Annotated in this window: 13 protein-coding genes and 1 riboswitch; of the genes, 2 read left to right on the top strand and 11 right to left on the bottom strand. The window is 71.8% G+C overall.

Going from position 1 to position 14,444, the window contains the following annotated elements:
• The first annotated feature begins 180 nt into the window (after window positions 1–180).
• Window positions 181–2,043, top strand: coding sequence for an AAA family ATPase (locus ACIP79_RS35630; protein WP_401230290.1), 1,863 nt, complete (start codon window positions 181–183; stop codon window positions 2,041–2,043).
• Window positions 2,044–2,275: 232 nt separating this feature from the next.
• Here the strand turns inward: ACIP79_RS35630 and ACIP79_RS35625 are convergent, their stop codons facing one another.
• The 10 genes from ACIP79_RS35625 to ACIP79_RS35580 all read right to left on the bottom strand — a co-directional run bounded on the left by ACIP79_RS35625 (window position 2,276) and on the right by ACIP79_RS35580 (window position 12,675).
• Window positions 2,276–3,373, bottom strand: a complete 1,098-nt coding sequence (locus tag ACIP79_RS35625) for a hemolysin family protein (RefSeq protein WP_401230288.1) — start codon at window positions 3,371–3,373, stop codon at window positions 2,276–2,278.
• Window positions 3,370–4,695 (bottom strand): hemolysin family protein, encoded by a 1,326-nt coding sequence (locus ACIP79_RS35620; RefSeq protein ID WP_383685825.1) that lies wholly within the window; start codon window positions 4,693–4,695, stop codon window positions 3,370–3,372. Before ACIP79_RS35620 ends, ACIP79_RS35625 begins: the two co-directional genes overlap by 4 nt.
• Before the next feature lie 199 nt (window positions 4,696–4,894).
• Complete coding sequence (locus ACIP79_RS35615) at window positions 4,895–5,350, bottom strand: PH domain-containing protein (RefSeq protein ID WP_401230285.1); 456 nt, start codon at window positions 5,348–5,350, stop codon at window positions 4,895–4,897.
• A gap of 13 nt (window positions 5,351–5,363) precedes the next feature.
• A complete protein-coding gene (hisG, locus tag ACIP79_RS35610; protein WP_401230284.1) occupies window positions 5,364–6,221 on the bottom strand; it encodes an ATP phosphoribosyltransferase in 858 nt (285 codons plus the stop codon).
• 70 nt (window positions 6,222–6,291) lie between these two features.
• Window positions 6,292–6,564, bottom strand: coding sequence for a phosphoribosyl-ATP diphosphatase (locus ACIP79_RS35605; protein WP_401230281.1), 273 nt, complete (start codon window positions 6,562–6,564; stop codon window positions 6,292–6,294).
• A gap of 34 nt (window positions 6,565–6,598) precedes the next feature.
• Complete coding sequence (gene ribH / locus ACIP79_RS35600) at window positions 6,599–7,084, bottom strand: 6,7-dimethyl-8-ribityllumazine synthase (RefSeq protein WP_383685832.1); 486 nt, start codon at window positions 7,082–7,084, stop codon at window positions 6,599–6,601.
• An 87-nt stretch (window positions 7,085–7,171) separates the two neighbouring features.
• A complete protein-coding gene (locus ACIP79_RS35595; protein ID WP_401230279.1) occupies window positions 7,172–8,461 on the bottom strand; it encodes a bifunctional 3,4-dihydroxy-2-butanone-4-phosphate synthase/GTP cyclohydrolase II in 1,290 nt (429 codons plus the stop codon).
• Window positions 8,458–9,102, bottom strand: coding sequence for a nicotinamide riboside transporter PnuC (locus ACIP79_RS35590; RefSeq protein ID WP_401230276.1), 645 nt, complete (start codon window positions 9,100–9,102; stop codon window positions 8,458–8,460). The genes ACIP79_RS35595 and ACIP79_RS35590 overlap by 4 nt, the downstream gene beginning before the upstream one ends.
• Entirely contained in the window at window positions 9,099–9,701 is a 603-nt protein-coding gene (locus ACIP79_RS35585; RefSeq protein WP_401230273.1) for a riboflavin synthase, read from the bottom strand. Before ACIP79_RS35585 ends, ACIP79_RS35590 begins: the two co-directional genes overlap by 4 nt.
• A 153-nt stretch (window positions 9,702–9,854) precedes the next feature.
• Window positions 9,855–9,985, bottom strand: a riboswitch (FMN riboswitch).
• 1,196 nt (window positions 9,986–11,181) lie between these two features.
• Window positions 11,182–12,675, bottom strand: coding sequence for an ROK family protein (locus tag ACIP79_RS35580; RefSeq protein WP_401230270.1), 1,494 nt, complete (start codon window positions 12,673–12,675; stop codon window positions 11,182–11,184).
• Window positions 12,676–12,813: 138 nt separating this feature from the next.
• On the opposite strand from ACIP79_RS35580, the gene ACIP79_RS35575 reads away from it, so the two are divergent.
• Window positions 12,814–14,025 carry an MFS transporter gene (locus tag ACIP79_RS35575; RefSeq protein ID WP_401230267.1) on the top strand — a complete coding sequence of 404 codons (1,212 nt, stop codon included), beginning with the start codon at window positions 12,814–12,816 and terminating at the stop codon, window positions 14,023–14,025.
• On the opposite strand, the gene ACIP79_RS35570 is transcribed toward ACIP79_RS35575, so the two are convergent.
• Window positions 13,985–14,443, bottom strand: coding sequence for an acyl-CoA thioesterase (locus ACIP79_RS35570; protein WP_401230264.1), 459 nt, complete (start codon window positions 14,441–14,443; stop codon window positions 13,985–13,987). The two genes, ACIP79_RS35575 and ACIP79_RS35570, sit on opposite strands and share 41 nt — an antisense overlap.
• Between the last annotated feature and the right edge of the window lies 1 nt (window position 14,444).

Here is a 14,444-nt window from a genome sequence, read left to right as displayed (position 1 = left end):
TGTGCCGCACCCTTCGGCCCGGCACTCCCCCGCAGGTACGATGCCTCTCGGTGCGATATTCGGACGGCTGCTCTGCGCACCGGCGCAACTCCCGTCCGTGGTACAGCGGTTCGACGAAGGCTGCCGACGGGCACCGGCCCGGCGGAGGACCATCGGGGGCACGGTTTGTGGGGGGACGTGATGGACTTCGGCACGCAGGGCCCGGAGGCCCCGGCCGACCTCGCCTGGCTGCGGGGGGTGGACGCCTACACGATGGGCGCCTACCCGCAGGCGGAGGAGGAATTCCGCACCGCGGTGCGGATGGACCCGGGCATGGCGGACGGCTGGCTCGGACTGCACGCGCTCCGGGTGGACACGACGACCGCGCTCCTGAGGATGTTCCGGCACCGGGAGCGCTTCGGGGAGCAGCGCACCCGCCACCGCCGCACCCTCAACTCCTGGTACTGGCTGGGCTGGTGGGTGCAGCCGGTGCTCGAAAGCCCGCGTGACCTGCTGCTCGCGCACGCCTCGCACTGGCTCGACGGGCGCCATGTCCCCGAGCTGGACCGGTCGTTGGCGGGCCTGCCGCCCGTCGACACCGACCCGCAGGTGCGCTTCCTGCATGGCTGCCGGGCCTATCTGGTCAAGGACTGGGAGCAGTTGGTCCGGCACACCGACCCGCTGATCCACGACGCGATGCTGGGCATCGAGGCCGGCCTCTTCGGCGGGATGGCCCGGGTGCGCCTGGAGATGTACGGACAGGCCGAGCCGCTGCTGTCCTCGGCGCTGATGCGCTGTCGCAGCGAGCAGCCGCAGCGCAAGGAGCTGCGGTACTGGCTGGCGCGGGCGCACGAGGGCACCGGACGCTCCGCCGCCGCCCTGCCGCTGTACCGGGCGGTGCACCGGGTCGACCCCGCCTTCATGGACACCTCGGCGCGGCTCGCGGCGATCTCCGAGGGCGACGGGTACGACGAGGTCGGCGACCTGGCCGCGATCACGCTCGCCGGGGTCGGGCAGGACGTGATGGAGGGGCCCGACGGCATCGACCCGCTGTTCGGCACGGAGGGGCGGGACCTGAAGCTCTCGGAGCCGGGGCTGATGCCGCCGGGCGCGCTGCCCCCGGACACCGACATGGTGCGCGAGAAGGCCGTGGTGCCGGTGCGGCCGCTGCCGCCGGGGCCGACCGATCCCGCGCTGCTCGACGAGGCGCTCGCCGAGCTGGAACGCATGGTGGGCCTCGAACCCGTGAAGCGCCAGGTCAAGGCGCTGTCCGCGCAGTTGAACATGGCACGGCTGCGCGCCGGGCAGGGCCTTCCGGTGCAGCCGCCCAAGCGGCACTTCGTCTTCTCCGGTCCCTCCGGCACCGGCAAGACCACCGTGGCCCGCATTCTGGGTCGGGTGTTCTACGCGCTCGGGCTGCTCGGCGGCGACCACCTGGTGGAGGCACAGCGGGCCGACCTGGTCGGCGAGTACCTCGGCCAGACCGCCGTGAAGGCCAATGAGCTGATCGACTCGGCCATCGGCGGCGTCCTCTTCGTCGACGAGGCGTACTCCCTGTCCAACTCCGGCTACGGCAAGGGGGACGCGTACGGCGACGAGGCCCTTCAGGTGCTCCTCAAGCGGGCCGAGGACAACCGCGACCATCTGGTCGTCATACTGGCCGGCTACCCGGAGGGCATGGACCGCCTGCTGACCGCCAACCCCGGGCTCTCCTCCCGCTTCACCACCCGCGTCGACTTCCCGTCCTACCGCCCGCTCGAACTCACCTCCATCGGCGAGGTGCTGGCCGCCGAGAACGGTGACGTGTGGGACGAGGAGGCGCTGGACGAGCTGCGCTCGATCGCCGGGCACGTGGTCGACCAGGGGTGGATCGACGAGCTCGGCAACGGGCGGTTCCTGCGGACGCTGTACGAGAAGAGTTGCGCGTACCGCGATCTACGGCTGTCCGGGTACCCCGGCTCGCTGTCCCGCGACGACTTGTCGACACTCCGGTTGCCCGACCTGATGCAGGCCTACGGGGAGGTCCTCTCGGGCAGAGGGCCACAGGATCCTTCGGCGCTGTGAGGCGGGGGCCGAGGAACGGTTTTTCGCCCCCTCCGCCCCTGCCCGTCCCGTTCCTGGGGGCTTCGCCCCCAGACCCCCAAAAGATTGCGCAGTTCCCCGCGCCCCTGAAGGGGCGCGGGGAACTGCGCGACCAGCCACCGCTGGCCCGCGGACAACGAACGACCCAGGGGGTCTGGGGCGCAGCCCCAGGAACGGGACGGGTAGGGGCGGAGGGGGCGAGAAACCCCCCGCCTCAGCTGGCCAGCGCCTGGGCCTCCTCCGGGGCCCCGCTAGCCCGTGGCTCCGACACCCGTACCGGCGGGGCCGGAACCTCCCGGTGGGCCGGGTCCCGTACCTCGCCGACCAGCAGTTCGAGGACGTCCTCCAGCGCGACCAGGCCGAGGATCCTGCCCGAGGCGTCGGCGACCTGGGCGAGGTGGGTCGCGGCGCGACGCATCACGGTGAGGGCGTCGTCCAGGGGAAGTTCGGCCCGCAGGGTCGTCATGTGGTGCCAGTTCTGCTGGGGCACCGCACGGTCGGACTCCTCCAGGTCCAGTACGTCCTTCACGTGCAGATAGCCCATGAAGGCGCCGTTCTCCGCGACCACGGGGAAACGGGAGTAGCCGGTGCGGGCGGTGAGCGCGACGACCTGGCCCGGGGTCACCGAGGCGCCCACGGTCACCAGCGAGCCGGAGTCGAGGAGGACGTCCGTGACCGGGTGGGACCCAAGTTCCAGGGCGTCCTCCAGGCGCTCCTGCTCCTCGGGGTCGAGCAGACCCGCCTGCCCCGAGTCCTCGACCAGACGGTTGAGCTGCTCACTGGTGAAGACCGCCTCGACCTCGTCCTTGGGCTCCACGCGGAACAGCATGAGGATCACCCGCGCGCACGCCCCGAGGCCGACGGTGACCGGCCGGCACAGCCGCGCGAACGCGACCAGGCCGGGGCTGAGCCACAGCGCCGTCCTCTCCGGCGCGGCCATCGCCAGGTTCTTCGGCACCATCTCGCCGATGACGAGGTGGAAGAAGACGACCGAGGCGAGCGCGATGACGTACCCCAGGGGGTGGATCACGCCGTGCGGGAGGTGGACGGCCTCAAAGAGCGGCTCCAGGAGCTTCGCGACGGTCGGCTCGGCGACCGCGCCGAGCGTCAGCGAGCAGATCGTGATGCCGAACTGGGCCGCGGCCATCATCTGGGGCAGCCGCTCCAGGCCGTAGAGCACCTGGCGCGCCCGCGCGGTCCCCAGTGGCTCGATCTGGCTGCGCCGTACGGAGACGAGCGCGAACTCGGCGCCGACGAAGAAGCCGTTGGCGAGCACCAGGAGGGCGGCGAAGAGGAGTTGGAGCACGCTCATCGGACGGCCTCCGCGACAGGTGCGGTCCGCACCAGACGGACGCGCTCGGCGCGGTAGTGCCCGACCTGGCGCACCAGCAGCCGCCAGCCCGGCAGTTCGGCGCGGTCTCCGGCGGCCGGGATACGGCCGAGCAGATCGGCGACCAGGCCCGCGACGGTCTCGTACGGGCCCTCGGGCACGTCGAGGCCTATGCGCTTGAGGACGTCGACCCGGCAGCTGCCGTCGGCCTCCCACGCGGGCTTCCCGTCCTCGGGCGGCGCCGCCGCGAGTTCCGGCAGGTCCTGGCCGTCGTGCTCGTCGCGCACCTCTCCGACGAGTTCCTCGACGATGTCCTCCAGGGTGACGACGCCCGCCGTGCCGCCGTACTCGTCGACGACCACGGCGATCGGCTGCTCGCTGCGCAGCCGTTCGAGGAGTGGCCGCACCGGAAGGGTCTCCGGGACGAGCAGCGGAGTCTGGGCGATCCGGCCGACGGGAGTGCGCAGCCGGTCCCGCGCGGGCACCGCGAGGGCGTCCTTGAGGTGGACCATGCCGACGATCTCGTCGATCCGCTCCCGGTACACGGGGAAGCGGGACAGGCCGGTGGCCCGGGTGAGGTTGACGACGTCCTCGGCGGTCGCCGAGGACTGGAGGGCGCTGACCTTCACCCGCGGCGTCATCACGTGCTGCGCGGTCAGATCCGCCAGCGACATGGTGCGTACGAAGAGATCCGCGGTGTCCTGCTCCAGGGCGCCGGCCTGTGCCGAGTGCCGGGCCAGCGAGATGAGCTCGCCGGGGGTGCGGGCGGAGGCCAGCTCCTCGGCGGGCTCGACGCCCAGGGCCCGTACGAGCCGGTTGGCGACCGCGTTGAGCGCGGCGATCACCGGGCGGAACGTGCGCGCGAACCGGTGCTGCGGGCCCGCGACGAAGCGGGCGACCTGGAGGGGCTTGGAGACGGCCCAGTTCTTGGGCACGAGCTCGCCGATCACCATCTGGACGGCCGCGGCCAGCAGCATGCCGACGACCACGGCGACGCCGGGTACGGCGCCCTCGGGCAGGCCGGTCGCGGTGAAAGGCCCGTGCAGCAGCTCGGCGAGCGCCGGTTCGGCGAGCATGCCGACGACGAGCGAGGTGATGGTGATGCCGAGCTGGGTGCCGGAGAGCTGGAAGGACAGCTCCTTGAGCGAGTCGACGACCGTGGCGGCCCGTCGGTCGCCCTCGGCCGCCGCCTTCTCGGCGTCGGGCCTGTCGACCGTGACCAGGCCGAACTCCGCCGCGACGAAGAAGCCATTGGCGAGGATGAGCAGGAATGCCGCGCCTAGGAGCAGCAGGGGGATGGTCATGCCGCCGCCTCGATATGTCGGAAGGGGGCGGCGCAGGTACTACAGGACGATCCGTCCATCGCTGGAGGGAGTCACTCCTCGGGTAGCTGGGGGCCGCTGAGCACCGGCTGGCACATCAGTGGCGGAGGCGCGGTGAAAACGCCTCCGCCAACAGATTAATCAAGACATGGGCCCGTGCGGCAGGGTGGAAGGCTGAGAGTCAGCCCTGATGTTCCTCGGAGTGGCCCGTGGAGCGGGCCTCGGCGAGGGCGCGCAGGGCGCGGGCGTCCCCGATCGCGCGCTGTTTGGCGATGCCCGGCTGGATGCCGAGCGCGGGCAGGCTGGTGCCGTCGCTGAGGTCGAGGAACACCCAGGGGTCGCCCGGACGCAGGTTGACCTGGAGAATCTCCGCCCAGGCGAGGTGTCTGCTGCTGGCGATGTTGACGACGGTGACGCCGCTCTCGTCGGCCACGACCTTGGGCCGGGCCAGCATCAGGAGCACCCCGAAGATCAGGGCGCCGGTGAAGACGAAGCTGAGTTTTTCCCCGGGACCCAGTTGCTCCAGGAGCATCACGATTGTGGTGAGTACCACAAAGATCGCGACACCGGTGCTCACCAGGACGGCCCTGGTCCTCCCCGGCCGGAAAGTGACGGGCAGAGCGGGAAGTTCGGACATGGTGTGAGATCCCTCAGAGCCGGCAGGCGTGGATGGCCGTGGTCAGGATGGCCCGCGCGCCGAGCTCGTACAGGTCGTCCATGATCCGCTGCGCCTCCTTGGACGGCACCATCGCGCGGACGGCGACCCACCCCTCGTTGTGCAGCGGCGAGATGGTCGGCGACTCAAGACCCGGCGTGAGCGCGACGGCCTTCTCCAGGTGCTCGGCGCGGCAGTCGTAGTCCATCATCACGTACGTCCGTGCCACCAGGACGCCCTGGAGGCGGCGCAGGAACTGCGCGATCTTGGGCTCGGCCTCCTCGGCGGAGTCGGCCCCGACGCGGCGGATGACGACGGCCTCGGACTTCATGATCGGGTCGCCGAACACCTCCAGGCCCGCGTTGCGCAGGGAGGTGCCGGTCTCGACGACGTCCGCGATGACCTCGGCGACGCCCAGTTCGATGGCCGTCTCGACGGCGCCGTCGAGGTGGACGACGGAGGTGTCGAGTCCGCGGTCGGCGAGGTACTTGGCGACGATGCCCTCGTAGGAGGTGGCGACCGTCAGGCCGGCCAGGTCCTCGACGGCCTTGGCGGTGCCGGGCTTGGTGGCGAAGCGGAAGGTGGAGCGGGCGAAGCCGAGCGGGAGGATCTCCTCGGCGTGCGCCCCGGAGTCGATGAGCAGGTCGCGGCCGGTGACGCCGATGTCGAGGCGGCCGGAGGAGACGTAGATCGCGATGTCCCGGGGGCGGAGGTAGAAGAACTCGACCTCGTTCTCCGGGTCGACGATCCGCAGTTCCTTGGACTCCCGGCGCTGCTGGTAGCCGGCCTCATGCAGCATCTCCGCCGCAGGTCCTGACAGGGAACCCTTGTTGGGGACGGCGATGCGCAACATGAGGTCGGCTTCCTTTGCGTGAAGGGGTGTTCCGCGGAACGGGCTGTCTTACCTGGGGGCGTACACGTCTCTACAGATGGGCGTACACGTCGTCGAGGGAGATTCCGCGCGCGACCATCATCACCTGGACGTGGTAGAGCAGTTGCGAGATCTCCTCGGCGGTGGCTTCCTTGCCCTCGTACTCGGCGGCCATCCATACCTCGGCGGCCTCTTCGACGACCTTCTTGCCGATGGCATGGACGCCCTTGCCGACCAGCTCGGCGGTGCGCGAAGTGGCGGGATCGCCGGTGGCGGCCTTGTGCTGGAGCTCGGTGAAGAGCTCCTCGAAAGTCTTCTTGGACATGGTGGTCCTCACCCTACGCGCTCGGCCGCACCTCTCAGTGCCAGGGTTCGGATACCGAGCGGAGGGTGGCCGCGGTCGCCACGGCGGCCGTCACCGCCTCGTGTCCCTTGTCCTCGTGGGAGCCCTCGATGCCCGCGCGGTCCAGGGCCTGCTCCTCGGTGTCGCAGGTCAGCACACCGAAGCCGATGGGGACACCGGTGTCGATGGAGACCTGGGTGAGGCCCTGGGTGACGCCCTGGCACACGTACTCGAAGTGCGGGGTGCCGCCGCGGATGACGACGCCGAGCGCGACGATGGCGTCGTATCCGCGGCCCGCGAGGACCTTCGCGACGACCGGGAGCTCGAAGCTGCCGGGGACCCGCAGGAGGGTCGGCTCGTCGATCCCCAGCTCGCGCAGGGCGCGCAGCGCGCCGTCGACGAGGCCGTCCATCACCTTTTCGTGCCACTGTGCCGCGATCACCGCGACCCGCAGGTCGCCGCAGTTGCGTACGGACAGTTCGGGTGCACCCTTGCCGCTCACGTCTCTCCTCAGTGCTGCTCTCGTGTTGCTTTTGTTGCTGTTCTTGTTGCTGCTCTTGTTGCTGTTCTTGCTGCTGTTCCTGTGCTCTTACTGGTTGCCGCAGGCCGACACGGTGGCGTTGTCGAGCCAGGGCAGGTCGTGGCCCATCCGGTCCCGCTTGGTGCGCAGGTAGTGGAGGTTGTGCTCGCCCGCCTGCACGGGCATCGGCTCCCGGCCGGTGACCCTGAGGCCGTGCCGGACGAGCGCGTCGGTCTTGTCGGGGTTGTTGGTCATCAGACGGACGCTGGTGACCCCGAGGTCCTCCAGGATCTGCGCGCTCGCGCCGTAGTCACGGGCGTCGGCGGGCAGGCCCAGCTCCAGGTTGGCGTCGAGGGTGTCCCGGCCGCGCTCCTGGAGCTCGTACGCGCGCAGCTTGGACAGCAGGCCGATGCCGCGTCCCTCGTGGCCGCGCAGGTAGACCACTACGCCCCGGCCCTCGGCCTGGATGCGTTCCATGGAGGTCTGGAGCTGGGGGCCGCAGTCGCAGCGCAGGGAGTGGAAGACGTCGCCGGTGAGGCACTCGGAGTGGACGCGGACCAGGACGTCCTCTCCGTCGCCGATGTCGCCGTGCACCAGGGCGACGTGCTCGACACCGTCGACGGTGGAGCGGTAGCCGTACGCCGTGAACTCGCCGAAGGCCGTGGGCAGTTGTGTCTTCGCCTCGCGGCGCACGGTGGGCTCGGCGGTGCGGCGGTAGGCGATCAGGTCCTCGATGGAGATGATCGTCAGGCCGTGCTTGCGGGCGAAGGGGATCAGTTCGGGGAGGCGCAGCATGCGGCCGTCCTCGCCGGCGATCTCCACGATCGCGCCGGCCGGGCGCAGGCCGGCGAGGCGGGCCAGGTCGACGGCCGCCTCGGTGTGGCCGTTGCGGACCAGGACGCCGCCGGGCCTGGCGCGCAGCGGGAAGATGTGGCCCGGGCGGACGAAGTCCTCCGCGTGGGCACCGCCGTCCGCGAGGAGCGCGAGGGTGGTGGCGCGGTCGGCGGCCGAGATGCCGGTGGTCACCCCGTGCGCTCCGGAGGCGTCGACGGAGACGGTGAACGCCGTCTTCATCGACTCGGTGTTGTCGTCGACCATCTGCGGGAGCCTGAGCCGGTCGAGTTCGTCACCCTCCATGGGGGCGCAGATCAGGCCGCGGCACTCGCTCATCATGAAGGCGACGATCTCGGGGGTCGCCTTCTCGGCGGCGATGACGAGGTCGCCCTCGTTCTCCCGGTCCTCGTCGTCGACAACCACGACCGGGCGGCCGGCCGCGATGTCGGCGATCGCCTTCTCGACGGGGTCGAGCGCGAAGTCCTCGATGTTGTCCCTGCTGTACCAGACCGGCGCTGTTGTCATACCGGGGCTCCTTCCAGGACGGGCTGCCCGGCCTTGCGGGAGCGCAGCCACCAGTCGCGCATGCCCCACAGGACGAGCGCGCCGTACACGACGTAGACGAAACCGGAGAAGGCGAAACCGTTGGCGAAGTTGAGGGGCACGCCCACCAGGTCGACGAGGAGCCAGGCGAACCAGAACTCGACCATTCCGCGTGCCTGGGCGTACATGGCGACGACCGTGCCGACGAAGATGTAGGCGTCCGGCCACGGGTCCCACGACAGGGTGGGGAAGGCGGTGAACAGGCCGCCGACGGCAAGGGTGCCGACCGCCGCCGCGCCCACCAGGCAGGCGCGTTCGCGCCAGGTGGCGAACCGTACGGCGATGGAGCCGTCCTGCGCCCGGCCCTGGCCGCGGTTCCACTGCCACCAGCCCCAGGCGGCGACGACCATGACGACGACCTGCTTGCCGGCGCTGCCGGACAGGTGGGCGGTGGCGAAGGCGGCGAGGAGGATGGCGCCGGACAGGAACTGGGCGGGCCAGGTCCAGATGGAGCGGCGCCAGCCGAGCGCGAGGGCGATCAGACCGATCGTGTTGCCGATCATGTCGGACCACTTGATGTGCTGGTCGAAGAGGGTGAAGGCCTCGGAGTTGAGCCAGTTCACGGCTTGGCCCCCGTGCTGCCGAGGAGGCGCTCGACGTACTTGGCGATGATGTCGACTTCGAGGTTGACCGGGTCGCCGGGCAGCTTGAGGCCGAGCGTGGTCAGCGCGAGGGTGGTGGGGATGAGGCTGACGGTGAAGTGGCCGGCCGCCGCCTCGACGACGGTCAGGCTGATGCCGTCGACGGTGATGGAGCCCTTCTCGACCACGTACCGGGCGAGGTTCTCGGGGAGCGAGATCTTGACGATCTCCCAGTTCTCGGACGGCGTCCGGGCGATGACCGCGCCCGTGCCGTCGACGTGGCCCTGCACGATGTGTCCGCCGAGACGCGCGCCGACCGCGGTGGGCCGCTCCAGGTTGACGCGGGAGCCGACGGCCAGGGCGCCGAGGCTGGAACGGTCCAGGGTCTCCGCCATGACGTCCGCGGTGAACTCGTCGCCCTCGTGCTCCACGACGGTGAGACAGACGCCGTTGACGGCAATGGAGTCGCCGTGCTGCGCACCTTCGGTGACCACGGGGCCACGAAGTCGGAAACGTGAGGCGTCGCCGAGGTTCTCGACGGCGGTGATCTCACCCAGCTCTTCGACGATTCCGGTGAACACTTCCCGGGTCCTCCTGCCTCATGGGGCACGGACTCCGGGGCCTGTCGATGACGACAGAGTGAAACGGGCTACGGCACCGGGAACGATGCCGACGAGGACTCGTCCCGTCGGGACAAGTCGAAACAATCGGCAGCGCGCACGAATGCCCGCCCGCCGCGCACTGCCTCCCATCCGGACTTTAACCGTCGGTCCAGGAATTTCACCTGGTCAACCGGCCGCTGGAAGCGACCGGGTCGCGGACTGTAACCGCCGGTTCGGACTTTCACCGACCCCGGAGTGCGCTGCTTCTGGTACATGGCCAGTGTGCCACGCCTGATCGACGGCCATGCGGGCGAAGGTCTGTGGGCTGGCTCACAGACCGCGGGACTCCACCCGCGCTCCACCGCACAGCCGGTCAACTCCCGTGCCACCGCCCCCACCTGGGCCTGTGGGACACCCCCGGGACCGTCGCTGGTCCATACCTATTGACCACTCTGGTCTAGTCCTCTTAAGGTCGCGATCATGACTCCGGCGCACACCGCCCGGACGACCAGTGACTGTCGCGCCCGCCCCCGATCGGCCCGGCGGCGGTGACGGAGGCCCTTGCCCCGCCGCCGGGCCTTCAACCGACGCGGGGGCCTGCGGCGAGCAAGCGGGGACGGTGGCCGGGGGCGAGATGCCCCCGGGGTCTGGGCTTTGGCCGGGCCGCGGGTTACCTGGCGGCGCGATGCCCGGCGATTCGGGCCCGGGCCCGGCATGGGCGGACCTGGCGGGCCGGCGGCGGTGACCGAGGCCCTTGCCCCGCCGCCGGGGCATGCGGCGAGCAACCGCGCGCCGGGAGGCTGCGGCGAGATGCCCCCGGGATCGGGGCTTCGGCCGGGTCGCCGGGGGCCCGCGGCGCGGTGACCCGCGATCCGGATCCGGGCCCGGCGCGGGCGGACCTGGCGGGCCAGCGGCGGTGGCCGAGGCCCTTGCCCCGCCGCCGGGCCTCTAACCGGCTCCGGGGCCTACGGCAAGTAACCGCGGGACAGTGGCCGGGGGCGAGATGCCCCCGGGATCGGGCCTTCGAGCGGGCCGACGGGGACCCGCGACGCGACGCCCTGCGATCCGGATCCGGGCCCAGCACGGGCGGACCTAACGGCCCGGCGACGGTGACCGAGGCCCTTGCCCCGCCGCCGGGGCATGAGTCGAGCAATCGCGCGCCGGGGGGCTGCGGCGAAATACCCCCGGGATCGGGGCTTCGGCCGGGCCCCCGGGGCCCGCAGCGCGGTGACCCGCGATCCGGATCCGGGCCCAGCACCGGCGGCCCTAGCGGCCCGGCGACGGTGACCGAGGCCCATGCCCCGCCGCCGGGCCTCTAACCGGCTCCCGGGGCCTACGGCAAGTAACCGCAGGACAGTGGCCGGGGGCGAGATGCCCCCGGGATCGGGCCTTCGAGCGGGCCGACGGGGACCCGCGGCGCGACGCCCTGCGATCCGGTCCGGGCACGGCGCGGGCGGGCCTACCTGGCCGGTGGCGCGAACAGTTCGTCCTGTGCGCCCTCGCGCGCGGTGAGCAGCGCGCCGCGCAGCACCGCGCTTCCGCCCAGCAGACTCGCGCGCATCTCCACGGGCAGCGGCGACATCCGCCCGAGCCGCTCCCCGACCCGGTCGGCGAGCGCGTCCCCACCGGCCTGCCCGATCTCGCCGCCCAGGACCACGCAGCCGGGGTCGAGCACGGCCACGACGGACGCGGCGCCGATGGCGACCCGGTCGGCGAGCGCGTCGAGGAACAGGGACGCCCTGACTGCAGCGTCCGCCCCCACGGCGCTCCGATCGGCCACCGGCGCCTCCGCGTCCCGCCGATCCACCACCGCGCCCGCCGCCGCTACGACTCCCTGAGTGAACGCCGTCTTCGCGGCCCGCTGATCCCCCGCCGCCCCCGGGGCTGCTTCCACTGCGACCCCCTCGGCTCCCCGGCGTACCGCCGCCTTCGTGCCCGTCCGATCCACCGTCGACTCCGCGTCCGTCTCCACTCCGCCCCCCTGAGCCACGGCTGCCCCCTCGACTCCCCGGCCTACCGCCGTCCTCGTTCCCCTCCGAACCGCCTCCTCCGTCTCCGCCCGCACCGCCTCCCGGACCAGCGCCGCCGCGTACGGCTCGTGCGGTGCACCTTCCGCGGCTACGCCGTACTGCGCCGCGAGTCTCGCGATCGCCGCGGACCCGGCGAGGGAGTGGAAACCGCCCTCGCAGTCCGTGGCCGACGGCAGCTTGGTGGTGCCCGGTACGGGGAGGAAGCCGATCTCGCCGGTGCCGCCGGAGGCGCCCCGGCGCAGGACGCCGTCCAGGACGACGGCCGCGCCTGCGCCGTGGCCGAGCCAGAGCAGGACGAAGGTGTCGCGGTCACGGGCGGCACCCTCGCGTTGTTCGGCGAGGGCCGCGAGGTTGGTCTCGTTCTCGACCAGGACACGGGCGTCCGGGAGACGCTCCTGGAGGGCCGCGACGAACCTGCGGTGCCAGGCGGGAAGGCCGGAGGAGTCGCGGAGTTCGCCGGTCGCGGGGTCGATGAGGCCGGGTGCGCCGATGCCGACGGTGTGCAGCCGCTCGGCTCCCGCCTCCTTGGCGGTCCGCTCCACCAGCGCGACCGCCCGCTCGACGGCGGGCCCGGTACCCGCGTCGTCCGCGATCGGCACCGACGCCCGCGCGAGCTCGGCGCCCAGGAGGTCGGAGACCACGACGGCGACCCCCTCGGTGCGGACGTCGAGGGCCGCCAGGTGAGCGCGGTCGGCGACGATCCCGTACAGCCGGGCGTTCGGGCCGCGCCGCCGCGACCCCGACTCCCCCGTCACCGTGATCAGCCCGGCGGCGGTGAGACGTTCGACGAGGTCGGCGACGGTGGGCCGGGACAGTCCGGTGAGCTGCTTCAACTGCCCTGCCGTCAAGGGGCCTTCCCGCTGCATGAGACGCAGGGCGAGCCGGTCGTTGATGGCCCGGGCGGTGCTCGGAGATGCGGGCATGCCGGGATCCTTCCAGATCGGTGCGGGCACGGAGTCCTCGGTCGGGTCCCCCGGCCGTAAATTATCTATTTATCAGGCAGGGTTCCTGATAGTTTACGTCGGCAATGCGGGGAGGACGTCCGGGAGGGCAGCGGCACCATGAGTGAAGTGGTCTACGACATACGTGAGTTGAAGCGCGCGCGGTACGCCGTGGCCGCCGTCTTCGCCGTGCACGGCGCGGTCACCGGGTCCTTCGCGACCCGGGTGCCGTGGATCCAGGACCACGCCGGGATCAGCACGGGCCAGCTCGGTCTCGCGCTCGCCTTCACGGCGTTCGGCGCGTCCGTCTCGATGCCGGTGGCCGGCCGGATCAGCCACCGTTTCGGTTCCCGCGCCGCGCTGCGCGGCCTGCTGGCGCTGTGGACGCTGTCGCTGGTCCTCCCCGCCATGGCGCCCAACCTGCTCAGCCTCTGTCTGGCGATGTTCACGTACGGCGCCACGGCGGGCATGGCCGACGTCGCCATGAACGCGCTGGGCGTGGAGGTCGAGCGCCGCCTCGACAAGTCGATCATGTCCGGGCTGCACGGCATGTGGAGCGCGGGCGCCCTGGCCGGCTCGGCGGCGGGTACGGTCGCCGCACACCTGGGCTCGGACGCGCGCCTCCACCACTGCCTGGCGGCGGCGACCCTCACGGTCCTCGGACTGCTCGCCTGCCGTTGGGTGCTCGATCTCCAGCCCACCGAGGACGAGGAGCCGCCGCCCCGGTTCGCGCTGCCGCCCAGGTCGGCGCTGCTGATCGGCGCGGTCGGGTTCTGCGCGGTGTTCGCGGAGGGCGCCAGCCTGGACTGGTCGGCCGTCTACCTCCAGGACGAACTGGGCAGCTCGGCCGGTCTCGCGGCGGCCTCGACGACCGGCTTCATGCTGACCATGGCGGTGGCCCGGCTTGTGGGCGACACAGTGGTGAACCGCTTCGGCGCGGTACGCACGGTGCGGGTGGGCGGTGTCCTGGCGGTACTGGGCGGGCTGCTCATCGTCGTCGCGGACCATCCCGCGCTCGCGATGGGCGGCTTCGCGCTGCTCGGCCTCGGCATCGCGGTCGTGGTCCCGCTGTGCTTCGCGGCGGCGGGTCGCAGCGGCCCCAACCCCAGCCAGGCGATCGCGGGCGTCGCCACCATCACGTACACCTCGGGTCTGGTCGCGCCGAGCGCGATCGGCACGCTGGCGCAGGCGACCAGCCTGATGGTGTCGTTCGGCTTGGTGACGGTGCTGGCGTGCGGTGTCGCCGCCTTCGCGAGCGTGCTGCGCGCGGGCGACCGGACGCCGGCGAAGGTCAGCCCGCCGAGCGCAGCAGTTCCCGGCCCACGGCCCTGAACCGGTCGCTCCAGGGCGTCGGGCGCAGCGTCCCGGCGTCCAGCCTGACGAGGACCCGCGTGCCGTGCGCGTACGTCAGGGCGCCGTCGCCTGAGCAGAAGCGGAAGCCGTACGTCAGTCCGGTGGTGCCGAGCCTTTCCAGCCAGAGGTGTACGGCGTACGCGCCCGGTCGGTTCACCGGAGCCTCGTAGCTGATCCGCAGCTCCTTGACCGCGTTGCAGAAGTCGCCCGCCGCCGCCCAGGCCCCTTCGAAACCGAAGCCGCGCTCGGTCCACAGCGCGGTCCAGGCACGCTCCACCAGCACCGGGTAGCGGGCGTTGTGCAGCAGCCCGAGCGCGTCGAGGTCGTCGAAGTGGACCGCGACCGGGACGAGCCGGCCGTACGCGAGAGCGGGGGCGAGCGGGGCTTCGGCGGTCACG

Source organism: Streptomyces sp. NPDC088747, assembly GCF_044751025.1.
GTDB lineage: Bacteria > Actinomycetota > Actinomycetes > Streptomycetales > Streptomycetaceae > Streptomyces.
This window is presented reverse-complemented; position numbering and strand designations above follow the sequence as displayed.

Excerpts from the sequence above, each read along its gene's own strand:
- ACIP79_RS35625 (WP_401230288.1), bottom strand. The coding sequence starts at position 3,373 with ATGAGCGTGCTCCAACTCCTCTTCGCCGCCCTCCTGGTGCTCGCCAAC.
- ACIP79_RS35630 (WP_401230290.1), top strand. The coding sequence starts at position 181 with ATGGACTTCGGCACGCAGGGCCCGGAGGCCCCGGCCGACCTCGCCTGG.
- ACIP79_RS35575 (WP_401230267.1), top strand. The coding sequence starts at position 12,814 with ATGAGTGAAGTGGTCTACGACATACGTGAGTTGAAGCGCGCGCGGTAC.
- ACIP79_RS35580 (WP_401230270.1), bottom strand. The coding sequence starts at position 12,675 with ATGCCCGCATCTCCGAGCACCGCCCGGGCCATCAACGACCGGCTCGCC.
- ACIP79_RS35605 (WP_401230281.1), bottom strand. The coding sequence starts at position 6,564 with ATGTCCAAGAAGACTTTCGAGGAGCTCTTCACCGAGCTCCAGCACAAG.
- ACIP79_RS35595 (WP_401230279.1), bottom strand. The coding sequence starts at position 8,461 with ATGACAACAGCGCCGGTCTGGTACAGCAGGGACAACATCGAGGACTTC.
- hisG (WP_401230284.1), bottom strand. The coding sequence starts at position 6,221 with ATGTTGCGCATCGCCGTCCCCAACAAGGGTTCCCTGTCAGGACCTGCG.
- ACIP79_RS35615 (WP_401230285.1), bottom strand. The coding sequence starts at position 5,350 with ATGTCCGAACTTCCCGCTCTGCCCGTCACTTTCCGGCCGGGGAGGACC.
- ACIP79_RS35620 (WP_383685825.1), bottom strand. The coding sequence starts at position 4,695 with ATGACCATCCCCCTGCTGCTCCTAGGCGCGGCATTCCTGCTCATCCTC.